The organism is Bartonella sp. CL70QHWL (genome assembly GCF_042194855.1).
Classification (GTDB): domain Bacteria; phylum Pseudomonadota; class Alphaproteobacteria; order Rhizobiales; family Rhizobiaceae; genus Bartonella.
Window position 1 is genome coordinate 39,386 of sequence record NZ_JBHINJ010000015.1, and the last position, 10,937, is coordinate 50,322.

The 10,937-nt window shown below is 40.6% G+C and carries 15 protein-coding genes; 9 read left to right on the forward strand and 6 right to left on the reverse strand.

The window, feature by feature from the left end:
* Nucleotides 1-164: 164 nt before the first annotated feature.
* On the reverse strand, nucleotides 165-1,247 hold the full coding sequence (locus ACFIJZ_RS07460; protein WP_375631461.1) for a 5-(carboxyamino)imidazole ribonucleotide synthase: 1,083 nt from the start codon (nucleotides 1,245-1,247) through the stop codon (nucleotides 165-167).
* Here ACFIJZ_RS07460 and ACFIJZ_RS07465 point away from each other — a divergent pair.
* Nucleotides 1,246-1,644, forward strand: a complete 399-nt coding sequence (locus ACFIJZ_RS07465) for a hypothetical protein (protein ID WP_375631462.1) — start codon at nucleotides 1,246-1,248, stop codon at nucleotides 1,642-1,644. The genes ACFIJZ_RS07460 and ACFIJZ_RS07465 overlap by 2 nt on opposite strands.
* On the opposite strand, the gene purE is transcribed toward ACFIJZ_RS07465, so the two are convergent.
* On the reverse strand, nucleotides 1,582-2,079 hold the full coding sequence (gene purE, locus ACFIJZ_RS07470) for a 5-(carboxyamino)imidazole ribonucleotide mutase (RefSeq protein WP_273790836.1): 498 nt from the start codon (nucleotides 2,077-2,079) through the stop codon (nucleotides 1,582-1,584). The two genes, ACFIJZ_RS07465 and purE, sit on opposite strands and share 63 nt — an antisense overlap.
* An 825-nt stretch (nucleotides 2,080-2,904) precedes the next feature.
* On the opposite strand from purE, the gene ACFIJZ_RS07475 reads away from it, so the two are divergent.
* Nucleotides 2,905-3,057, forward strand: coding sequence for a DUF5993 family protein (locus tag ACFIJZ_RS07475; RefSeq protein WP_273790835.1), 153 nt, complete (start codon nucleotides 2,905-2,907; stop codon nucleotides 3,055-3,057).
* 10 nt (nucleotides 3,058-3,067) lie between these two features.
* Nucleotides 3,068-3,643 carry a disulfide bond formation protein B gene (locus ACFIJZ_RS07480; protein WP_375631463.1) on the forward strand — a complete coding sequence of 192 codons (576 nt, stop codon included), beginning with the start codon at nucleotides 3,068-3,070 and terminating at the stop codon, nucleotides 3,641-3,643.
* Between the two features lie 691 nt (nucleotides 3,644-4,334).
* Here the strand turns inward: ACFIJZ_RS07480 and ACFIJZ_RS07485 are convergent.
* The 3 genes from ACFIJZ_RS07485 to ACFIJZ_RS07495 all read right to left on the reverse strand — a co-directional run bounded on the left by ACFIJZ_RS07485 (nucleotide 4,335) and on the right by ACFIJZ_RS07495 (nucleotide 6,750).
* A complete protein-coding gene (locus tag ACFIJZ_RS07485; protein WP_375631464.1) occupies nucleotides 4,335-4,739 on the reverse strand; it encodes a hypothetical protein in 405 nt (134 codons plus the stop codon).
* A gap of 911 nt (nucleotides 4,740-5,650) precedes the next feature.
* Nucleotides 5,651-6,022, reverse strand: a complete 372-nt coding sequence (locus ACFIJZ_RS07490; RefSeq protein ID WP_375631465.1) for a helix-turn-helix domain-containing protein — start codon at nucleotides 6,020-6,022, stop codon at nucleotides 5,651-5,653.
* Between the two features lie 356 nt (nucleotides 6,023-6,378).
* A complete protein-coding gene (locus ACFIJZ_RS07495; RefSeq protein WP_375631465.1) occupies nucleotides 6,379-6,750 on the reverse strand; it encodes a helix-turn-helix domain-containing protein in 372 nt (123 codons plus the stop codon).
* Between the two features lie 1,232 nt (nucleotides 6,751-7,982).
* On the opposite strand from ACFIJZ_RS07495, the gene ACFIJZ_RS07500 reads away from it, so the two are divergent.
* The 6 genes from ACFIJZ_RS07500 to ACFIJZ_RS07525 all read left to right on the forward strand — a co-directional run bounded on the left by ACFIJZ_RS07500 (nucleotide 7,983) and on the right by ACFIJZ_RS07525 (nucleotide 10,593).
* Complete coding sequence (locus tag ACFIJZ_RS07500; RefSeq protein ID WP_375631466.1) at nucleotides 7,983-8,126, forward strand: hypothetical protein; 144 nt, start codon at nucleotides 7,983-7,985, stop codon at nucleotides 8,124-8,126.
* Between the two features lie 399 nt (nucleotides 8,127-8,525).
* The gene (locus ACFIJZ_RS07505; RefSeq protein ID WP_375631467.1) at nucleotides 8,526-8,699 is read left to right on the forward strand and encodes a hypothetical protein; all 174 of its coding nucleotides are present in this window, start codon (nucleotides 8,526-8,528) and stop codon (nucleotides 8,697-8,699) included.
* A gap of 247 nt (nucleotides 8,700-8,946) precedes the next feature.
* Nucleotides 8,947-9,165 (forward strand): translation initiation factor IF-1, encoded by a 219-nt coding sequence (gene infA / locus ACFIJZ_RS07510; RefSeq protein WP_004857577.1) that lies wholly within the window; start codon nucleotides 8,947-8,949, stop codon nucleotides 9,163-9,165.
* Nucleotides 9,166-9,401: 236 nt separating this feature from the next.
* Nucleotides 9,402-10,115 carry a Maf family nucleotide pyrophosphatase gene (locus ACFIJZ_RS07515; RefSeq protein WP_273790830.1) on the forward strand — a complete coding sequence of 238 codons (714 nt, stop codon included), beginning with the start codon at nucleotides 9,402-9,404 and terminating at the stop codon, nucleotides 10,113-10,115.
* Nucleotides 10,116-10,136: 21 nt separating this feature from the next.
* Complete coding sequence (gene yacG, locus ACFIJZ_RS07520) at nucleotides 10,137-10,421, forward strand: DNA gyrase inhibitor YacG (protein ID WP_375631468.1); 285 nt, start codon at nucleotides 10,137-10,139, stop codon at nucleotides 10,419-10,421.
* Between the two features lie 13 nt (nucleotides 10,422-10,434).
* Nucleotides 10,435-10,593, forward strand: coding sequence for a hypothetical protein (locus ACFIJZ_RS07525; protein ID WP_375631469.1), 159 nt, complete (start codon nucleotides 10,435-10,437; stop codon nucleotides 10,591-10,593).
* 129 nt (nucleotides 10,594-10,722) lie between these two features.
* On the opposite strand, the gene ACFIJZ_RS07530 is transcribed toward ACFIJZ_RS07525, so the two are convergent.
* A partial coding sequence (locus ACFIJZ_RS07530; protein WP_375631470.1) for a hypothetical protein occupies nucleotides 10,723-10,937 on the reverse strand: 215 nt, incomplete at its 5' end.

The following is a 10,937-nucleotide window of genomic DNA, read 5'->3' on the forward strand; positions in this document are numbered from 1 at the left end:
GGGCATGGAAGAGAAGGAGCTTGTAGGAGGGCTTCACGCCCTGTCAGGGGCGAATTAAAAGGTTAGGGGCGCTGTTGAAGCCGCGGGATATCGGTGTGGGGTGAAGCTTTGTTTTTTCAGTTCATTGGGAGATAGTGTGAAAAAGCATTTGTATGTATGTGGGCTTAAGATTTGTTGGCTGGTCCCAATAATTGGATGACGTGCCCCATTTTGCGGTGGGGGTGAACAGTGCTTTTGCCATATAAATGGATCGAGGTGTGCTCTTGCTTTAGAAAATATTTTAACGTGCTAAAATTGTTACCAAGAAGATTGGTCATTTGGCAATCGCTATGGCGATAGGGACTGCCTAAGGGAAGTCCGCAAATAGCACGGATATGCTGTTCAAATTGTGAAGTTATGCATGCCTTTTGTGTCCAATGACCAGAATTATGGACACGCGGCGCTAATTCATTCACTAAAAGATGACCATCCGTTAAGACAAAAAACTCAATACAAAGAACACCAACATAATCGAGGGCATCCATGACTGTTAAGCTGATTTCTTGAGCTGCTTTTTGCACGTCAAGTGGAATATGGGATGGAACAAAGGATTTATGAAGAATTCCGTGTTTGTGTTGGTTTTCAGGGCAATCATAAAAAATATGTTCCCCTTGTTTTGTGCGGGCAGAAAGAACCGAAATTTCCGATAAAAAAGGAACTATTTCTTCCAAAATACAAGGCTGTTCCTGAAAAGTCCTTAAGGCTTCGTCAAGGGTTTGTTCATTGGGGTGATCAAGCTTGATCTGGTTTTTTCCGTCATAACCAAAACGACGCGTCTTTAAAAGACCACGTCCGCCTAAAGTATCAAGAGCGGAAAGAAGAGAAGAAGAATTGTCAATAGCGTGCCATGACGCGGTGCCAATCCCTTGATCACGCAAAAATTGCTTCTCAAAAAGTCGATCTTGCGTGATCTCTAATGCTTTGGAAGAAGGATAAACAGGCTTACTCTTTTCTACATATTGAACCGTTTGAAGAGAAAGATTTTCAAATTCATAGCTGACAACATCACATTGAGAAATAAAATGATCTAAAGCTGATGTATCGTCATAGGAGGAAACAATATGGTTGTTTGCTGTTTGAGCGGCTGGGCAATCGGCTTCAGGGCAAAAAATAACGGTTCGAAATCCTAATTCTGCGGCCGCTATGGCGAGCATCCGTGCTAATTGTCCGCCCCCGATTAAACCAATGACGCTGCCTGGAGGTAACATGGCTGAGGGAGTGGCGTTGGAGGAGAGAGTAGTGTTGGCTGAGGGAGTGGCGTTGGCTGAGGGGGCGTTGGAGGAGAGGGTGGCGTTGGCTGAAGGGGTGACGTTGGAGGAGAGGGTGGCGTTGGCTGAAGGGGTGGCGTTGGAGGAGAGAGTAGTGTTGGCTGAGGGGGCGGCGTTGGCTGAGGGAGTAGTGTTGGCTGAGGGGGCGGCGTTGGCTGAGGGGGCGGTGTTGGCTGAGGGGGCGGTGTTGGCTGAAGGGGTGGTGTTGGCTGAAGGGGCAGTGTTGGCTGAGGGAGTAGTGTTGGCTGAGGGGGCGTTGAAAAACGGTGCCATTTTAAACCTCCGTTACAGGCGTTTGGGCAACATTGGCTGTTTGTTGTTGACGCCAATCTTCTAATCGTTGGGCGAGATCATGGTCATAAACGGCCATAACGGCTGCGGCTAAAAGTGCTGCATTAATTGCGCCTGCTTTGCCAATTGCTAATGTGCCAACGGGTATCCCTGCTGGCATTTGCACGATTGAAAGCAAAGAATCTTGACCAGAAAGAGAATGAGAATGCACTGGAACGCCAAAAACAGGAAGAGGAGTAAGGGCTGCTAACATACCTGGAAGATGCGCTGCACCCCCCGCTCCGGCAATTAAAACTTTAAACCCTGCTTCTTTTGCTTCTTTTGCAAATTGATAAAGGCGTTCAGGAGTTCGGTGTGCTGAGACAATATGCGAACTATGAGAAATACCAAGACTCGTCAAAATATCTGCACTATGGCACATCGTTTGCCAATCCGATTGGCTCCCCATTAAAATCGCGACATCACATGATTTTTTCATCATTCACTATCCTTTTCAAAGGTTCAATGCGATTCTTTATCATTATTTTTTTAAAGTTTTATATTCTCTTTGCAAAGCCAATTGATGACAGAGAAACAGTTATTTTTCAAATAAGGTGGAAAGCTAAAAATTTAAAGGGGGAGACCAAGAGATGAAAAACTAAAGTATTGAAGGCATGAAGCACTTCTTTTTTTGGGGGGAGATGAATTTTGAGGAGAGGTGTTAAGGGGTGGTGTTGGATCCATGAGGCTGTTAAGCTTGCGGCATTGTAAAAGGGAAAAATATATTGGGAAAAATACATTGATTATAAGTTTTTTAAAAAAATGTCTTACTTTTTATTTGCTAAAATAAACAAGATCACCATATGATATAAAATCTGTTGCAATTTGAAACATTGCTTATGAGAAAAAGAGATTTTTATGGCGAAAATGCGTTGCAAAGTGAGGATATTCTTTTGAGAAATAAGGATATTCTTTTGAGAAATAAAGAGATGTATATCTCTCGATTTCAAAGCCTATTTATTTTGTTGTTCAAGTGATTCTTTTGTGAGTGGGGGGATATAATCTTTATAATTGTCAATATATATTTAACAATGGCTGATATTAAGGGGAAGCGAATAATCAACGCTTTTGTGCTTTTAACGCTTTTGTTGCGATCTGTTTCTTAGCGATTATATCGTTTTTTCCCTTAAATATAATGGCAATATCAATCGCGAATGACGAATTGTGAATAATAAATCCATGGTCTCTTTTTTGCCCAATTTTGTAATATGGTGAATGCTGAAATAAATAAGAGTTAAACAACGGATGTAAAGGAGATTTAAAAGCTATGTTTCTTCCATTTTTAATCGCTTTAGGTACTGCTGTAACGACTATGTGTGGTAAAAAAAATATAAGTTATGCTTTGTGGGCAATTTTATTCGTTGTCATTCTTCTCACTTTCAATCATCACGCAACTTCTACTTTAAATTTATCTTTTTGAGAGAATAGCCATGGAACATGTTGAACAAAAAAACCCTCACTTCGTCATCTTTATGAATACGCTAGGACTCTTTGGGTTATCCATTGTCTTGGTGGTGGCTTTTTATTATCAATTGGTAAAGTTTGAGTTACCTTGTCCCCTTTGTTTGCTGCAGCGCGTTGGATTGATACTGGCAGGTTGTGGGTTCTTGCTCAATATTCACCATAAGGTGAAAAATACCCATTATGGTATGGTTATTCTCGGTTGTATGGTAACCAGTGCTGTGGCAGCACGACAAGTGTTTTTGCATATCACACCCGATGATTTAGGATATGGTTCAACGTTCTTTGGATTGCATTTTTATACTTGGGCTTTCATTATTTCTGTCCTTTGTATCTTTGCTGTCTCATTTGTCATGATTTTAGGCGAATTGGCACACAAGTTCAAAGAATTTTCTCCTTTTCCAGTCTTGAGTAAAGCAGCAAGTTTCTTATTTGTATTTTTGATTGCGGCAAATTTGATTTCTACCATACTGGAATGTGGTGGTGGGCAATGTGCCGATGATCCTGTAAGGTATGAGTTGTTATCAAGTTGGTTCCCTTCATAGTTTCGAATTTGTTTAATAATCCCTCATCGTAATTTTTATTGTTAAAGAGGCGGAATATTTAAAAATCCGCTTCTTTTTTATTTATTGGGAAGACATTTTAGCAAGATTGTTCGATAATCTGATCTTTTATACTAACGCTGGCTTTTATGAGCGCTGGCGATTGATATTTTTTTAGCGAAGATTTGTACTGTGCACCTTTTATGCTGTCTTTTGAGAGAGATGAAGGGATTGATTGGCTTGGAGGCGTTTGTAGAGAAGCCCCGGACTGCTGAGCCACGTGGGTTAAGAAGCCTCGTTTTTTAGAGCATTAACGATAAAAATTTTTTGTTCTTGATTTTTCGTAACATTGTGTTAAATAAGTTTTTGTATTCATTTTGGTGCTTCTAAAGTGTTTTTATTGCTTCTAGAGGGATTAATTTAAAATTTTGAAAGTTATGTGAATAATTTTCTGGAGAGGTTTGTTTATTAGAGGCAAACCTTTTTTTTTATCTAACTTTTAGATGTTTTCTTTCAGTGTGAAGCCTTTTTTGAGAAAAAGGTAAGCGTCTTGATGATGCCTCTTTTTTTATTAATATATTGATTTATAATGATAAATAACCATTTTTAACATAAAGCACTTCGCTGAATATAATAAAAATTTCTCATCACCAGTTCTCTTATATTAAATCAATTAAAATTACTTGCTTGTACATCATAAGCGGGGGGCATGTGGGGCAAAACTGTACAAGAAAGGCATGCCTTTAATGAAGAGTCTCTTGAACCGAAGGCTGTCTGCAACATTGGGAGCTGGCAGAGTTTTTGTGATGATGCCAGCCTCGTTCTTCCATAAGCGTAAACTTGTTTCTCCATAAGCGTAAAGATAAGGGGGCTGAAAGGATTTTATACACTTCATGGGGGCTTTAACCATTCCTTTACGGGCGGCGTTTTGCAAAATGGGTGTGACGAGCGTTGAGAGATCTTTCTTTAAAATAAGCGTGTGAATATGCAACGCAAGTCTATTCCTTTTGGTGCGTTTTATATTACGAAAAAATATTGACTTATAAGGATAAGTTATCGTTGCGAATGTTGAATGAGAAAAACGAAAAGCTTCTCTCATCTCAAACTTTCTTATAGTCAATTAATTAAATGTACTCTTCTACGTTACAAAAAGCACTGGATGTAAATAAAAATTCTTTTAAAAGTCGTAAAATGCTTTTTACAACCCCTTTTGATGGCTAGAATTTGTCGAAAAATTTTATGCTGGTCAATACAAATAATAGGGCAGTTTATATCTATGATTTAAGTGAAAATAGGGGGGATTTAGATGAAAAGGGAGGCGAGATTTTAATGACAGTTGTTGAATACGTTATTGTGTAATGCATTTTTTACAGATTTTCTGCTTTCTGTAAATACGTAAAAGCGTAAAAACGGAAATATGTAAAAAAGGAAGCTGGGACTTTATGCGTGGTGTATGATTTTATCATGGCATGGAATGTGGAGAGAATAGAGGGGGTGGGGTGAAGAGGCGGGGGTGTTGAGGAGAGAGGAGAAGAGAGTGTGGGGATGAAGAGGTGGGGGTGTTGACGAGAGAGGAGGGTGTGGGGGTGAAGAGTTTATGAAGGGAAGGGGGAGTTGGGATGAAGCGAGGGAGGGGGAGTTGGGATGAAGAGGCGGGTGTGTTGACCAGAGAGGAGAGAGGGGGTGGGGAAAGTTGCTTTTGAAGTGAGATTGACCGGTGCTTTGTGTGATCTTACTTTAGGATAGCGAAGGGGCAAGAATATTTTAAAATAGGACGTATCTGTCGCGTTTGATGCAACATCATTCTTTGTGGTGTTGTGATCTGAAGTGCTTGGGGGAGATTGGCTAGGCAAGAAGCTGTATTGTTGACAAACCTATGTTTACAAAGTGGTGCGAGGGGAATTTGAAAGTTTCATTTGGCTGCTTTCTGTAAATGTGGAGAAGCATCAAAACGTTGATCCGTAAAATGTAAAATGATGCGGAGGATTTATGCTTTGTGTGCGCTTTTGCTTAATCAGAAATCAACCACAAGATTGCTTTTTGTTTTTTCGGCTGGAGCTCTCTAAAATTTTTCAAAAGTGAATGTTCTTTTTCGCTGTATGTTTCTTGATCATAGTGTGAGGCATTTTTTTCTACTGAGACATCTTCTTTTGTCACAATGTCTGTATAAAAAAAGCTCATGGGAACTTGTAGTTTTTGGGCGATTTTGAGTAAACACCCTGCGCTTACACGATTGAAGCCTTTTTCATATTTTTGGATTTGTTGGAAACTGACGCCTAAATAGTTTCCTAATGCTTTTTGAGAAAGCCTCATGGCAATTCTTCTTTGACGAATTCTTTTGCCTATCAAAATGTCGATAAAATTTGGATTTTTGGTTTGCACTTCAAGCCTCCCTCCGGTTGCGAGCGCCCTCGCATTGGTATTCCGGGAGGTTGGATTCACTGAACTTAAACAGTCTCTTGTTTTTAGTGCTTAAAGCACTTGGACATAACAAAAGCCCCCGGAATTTCCGGGATAGCCATAATTGTTTATGTGTTAAGTTTTAAGGAATCCAACTCCTTATTGACCGCTGCGTAGACGACCAAAAAACACAGGCTAATTCATAAAGTAATTTCAGGAAATTGGCAAGAAAAATCAATATCCCATAAAATGGCGTGATTTGGAAGGGTGTGGAGTGCTGGTTTGAGTTTTACTTAAGGAGGTATAGAATGGAATAATGGTAATTGTTGTGCTTTTGCTTAATCAGAAATCAACCACAAGATTGCTTTTTGTTTTTTCGGCTGGAGCTCTCTAAAATTTTTCAAAAGTGAATGTTCTTTTTCGCTGTATGTTTCTTGATCATAGTGTGAGGCATTTTTTTCTACTGAGACATCTTCTTTTGTCACAATGTCTGTATAAAAAAAGCTCATGGGAACTTGTAGTTTTTGGGCGATTTTGAGTAAACACCCTGCGCTTACACGATTGAAGCCTTTTTCATATTTTTGGATTTGTTGGAAACTGACGCCTAAATAGTTTCCTAATGCTTTTTGAGAAAGCCTCATGGCAATTCTTCTTTGACGAATTCTTTTGCCTATCAAAATGTCAATAAAATTTGGATTTTTGGTTTGCACTTCAAGCCCCCCTCCGGTTGCGAGCGCCCTCGCATTGGTATTCCGGGAGTCTAAAAGTACTGAGCTTAATCAGCTTTTTGCTTTTAGTGCGGAAACGCACCTGGACATAGCAAAATCTCCCGGAATTCCGGGATACCCGCAATGCGGGATAAATTTATGTATTAAGCTTTCGGGCTTTTAGCTCCCTATTTGATCGTTGCGTGGACGATCAAAAACACGTGCTTATCAATAAAGTAATTTCAGGAGATTGGCAAGAAAAATCAAAATAATCTCAAAGACTATAAGATTGGGTACTTTTTAAAAAAGTGCGAAATATGGATTATAAATCGCGTTTTTTTGCTATCAAAATATCGATAAAATTTGGATTTTTAGTTTGCACTTCAAGCCCCCCTCCGGTTGCGAGCGCCCTCGCATTGGTATTCCGGGAGTCTGAAAACACTGAACCTAAATCAGCTTTTTGCTTTTAGTGCGGAAACGCACCTGGACATAGCAAAATCTCCCGGAATTCCGGGATACTCGCAATGCGGGATAAATTTATGTATTAAGCTTTCGGGCTTTTAGCTCCCTATTGGTCGTTGCGTATACGACCAAACTTACACTTTAAGTGATAAAGTAATTTCAGAAGATTGGCAAATAAAAATAGTTTTTATTTATAAACTTTATTTTTTAATGAGAGGCTTTCCGCCTCTCAAACTCTCCGGAACGCTCACCAAAATCATGAGATCAGACCCGCGTTTAATGAGGGGACTAACAATCCTAGGTTCTTAAGGTCAAGGAGACCATTACATGGCGCCTAACGGCGTCCTTGACCCAAGAACTTAACGGCTTGTTTTGTCCCTCTCACGCGGCTCCGAAATCATGATTAGAAGGGGAGCTTATAGGGGTGGTGATATCCGGCATATCAATTTATCAACGTGTTTTTTTAGAGTGTGATGAATATTTTAGGCTGGATTTTTTTGTCGCGTTTGATGAAATAATCTCGTTTGAGGGTGGGTGATCTGAAGTGCTTGGGGAGATTGGTTAGGCAAGAAGCTGGGTTAATACTATTGTTTATAGAGTGGCGTGGGGTGGAAGTTTCATTTGGCTTTATTCTGTGAATCTGTAAAAGCGTGAAAACGTATATTCGTGAAAAAGGAGTAGAGGATTTGGGCATTGTGTATGCTTTTGGCATGGCATGGAATGTGGTGAGATAAATGGGGAAAGAGTTTCTGTGAATGGAGTGGTAAGCTGGGATGAAGCGGAGGGAGATTGAAGGGAGAAGAGAGTGTGGGGGCGGAATAGGAATGAACAGACTAGAGGGGGTAAGAGGCGGTGGTGCGAAGGGATGCGTGAAGGATGGTGTGAAGGAGATAGCGCTTTGCTTTTATGGTACTTGATGAAGTGGTGTCATTTGAGGGGGATCTGAAGTCCGTGGGTGGGTGATCTGAAGTGCTTGGGGAGATTGGCTAGGCAAGAAGCTGGGTTAATACTATTGTTTATAGAGTGGCGTGGGGTGGAAGTTTCATTTGGCTTTATTCTGTGAATCTGTAAAAGCGTGAAAACGGAAATGTGCAAAAAAGGAAAGGCTTTATGTTGTTAGGGGCGTTGTGGTTAATGATACGCAATGTATGGGGATCGTGTTTTCGAAGGTAGGGAGAGCAACATAAATGAAAGGAGTGGCTTAGAGGAAATGTGTGGAGAGAGGGAAAATGGGGCAAGGGTGTACGGGAATACATAGAGTGTGGAGGGGGGCGGTGAAGCATGTTGTGAATGGTGTGTGAAGAATGGAGAAGGTTTTGAAAAAAGGAGGGGGCTTTTGGTGTGGGGAGTGGTGTTTATCTGAAGGGCGCATGTTTAAGGTGTGGAAGGCGGAAGGTGAGGAAAAGTTGGAGGGAGGAGGATTGTTTGTAAGTTGTGGAGGGATTAGTCAGAGGTATTGGGAAAATGCTTTAGGGGAAAAATTAGCGTAATTTCTTGTCATACTGAAACCAAAATCATCATAAAAATTGAAGGAAATTAGCGGGTAAAATTGGTGGAGAGAAAGTTTTGATTCTTAAGGTGTGAGGTGATGTTTTTTGAGAACATGAGAGAGTAAACTTGAAAAACCTTTCCCTTTTTGTGGAATTTTTATTCACAAACTTAAGAAAATAGGGTATGAACGCTGGAAATAACGCGCAGCTTAACAAAATATGTGCACTGTAAAGGAAATGTTTGTTTATGTCAAAAGAAGAAGTTTTAGAATTTTCTGGTATCGTTACTGAACTCTTACCTAACGCGATGTTTCGTGTGAAACTGGAAAATGATCATGAAATTATTGCCCATACCGCTGGTAGAATGCGGAAAAATCGTATACGGGTGTTGGCCGGTGATAAAATCATGGTGGAAATGACACCTTATGATTTGACAAAAGGGCGTATTACATATCGCTATAAGTAGCCTCGTGGGTGGCTTGTGCTTTTTTCTAAAAGCTATCATATTATTTCTATTATTTTTTAACAGTTTTTTAGTTTGCTTTTCATGAGTGAAAAAAGGGAAGTATTTGAAGGTCCTTGAAAAACTGTAAAATCAATGCAAAAAAAGGATAAGGAGATTAATGGTGCTTAAAAGGGGGTGCTTAAAAAGGGGCCGCGTAAAAGGGGGGTGAGAGGGAAGTCAATTGTGAAGGGGTGGAAATGAGAAATATAAGAGAGTGGGGGGAAAAACGTTTGGCAGATACTCTTACAGAAGAAATTCATTTGGTGCTTGCCTCCGCTTCGCCAAGGCGTTTAGCGCTCTTGGCACAAATAGGGATTGATCCGCAGCAGGTTTATGCAAGTGATATTGATGAAACACCAAAATTAAAAGAACATCCTGCAAAGCTTGCCAAACGTTTGGCAAAAGAAAAAGCGCTGAAAGCCCAAGAGATTTTGCGCTGGTACAGTCAGAATGGTCAAGACGAGTTGCAGAATGGTCAAGAAAAATTACCTGGACAGAAAATGATTATCTTAGCGGCTGATACGGTGGTGGCTGTGGGGCGGACCATTCTCCCCAAACCAGAAAGCGAGGATGAGGCTTATGAATGTTTACGATACCTTTCTGGGCGTTCGCATAAGGTCTATGGCGCCATTTGTGCGCTCAATGAACATGGAAAAATAACCGTAAAATTGGTTGAAAGTCGTGTCCGTTTTAGACGCTTAACCTCTGCCATGATGAAGGCTTACCTTGCTTCAGGAGAATGGCAAGGGAAAGCGGGTGGCTACGCTATCCAAGGAAAAGCCGGTGCTTTTGTTGTCTATATCAGGGGATCTTATTCTAATGTTGTGGGATTGCCTTTGGCTGAAACAGCCGATCTCTTGATCGCTTATCACTATCCACTTTTCACTCACTGGGCTGAAGAAACGCATTAGAAAAACTGTAAGGCAAGTTCAATGCAAGGTGAAAAGCAACAAAAAGAGAAAAACAAAAATGAAAAAAAAGGAACAGAAGAAAAGTTAATGAACGAGCAGAAGACAAAGGTGCGCCAAGAACAAAAAGAGCTAAATTTGCAAAAAGAGACCCGTCCTCCGCATCCTTGTCCTATTTGTGGTCAAATGTCACAAAAATCTTCATATCCTTTTTGTTCCACACGGTGCCGAGCCATTGATCTTAATCGTTGGCTTTCAGGCTCTTATATTTTACCGCCTCCTCCACAGAAAAGTGATGAAGAAGAATAAAGGGGGCTTCCTCTTGAGAAGAGGACGCTCAGAGCGTTTTTTTGTGTGGGAGCTAAAGGAAGGCGCGCGGGATTATCCTATATCAATGGATTCAAGAGCTGGATTAACGGCTTGGTTATTGTCGTCATTCGCAAAGACGCAGATTAAGTTCAATCAACGATGGAAGTTTTAATACATATCTAAGACTTATCCCCAGTGGTTTCCATGGATAATTATAAATTGCCTTGTTACAGGAAGGTCGATAGTGCTTTGTTGCAGGAAGGTCGTTGATGCTTTTAGGGTGTGAGAAAAAATTGATCATCTAATCAGTATTGCTAACGAAAAAAGAAGGGGTGCGTGTTTTGGTGCAAAGAGGTGGGGCAATAAAAAATCGCTTGTTGGTGCTTTGTTGCGTGAAAGTTGTTGATGCTTTTAGGGTGTAAGAAAAAATTGATAGTTCAATCAGTATTGCTAACGAAAAAAGAAGGGGTGCGTGTTTTGGTGCAAAGAGGTGGGGCAATAAAAAATCGCTTGTTG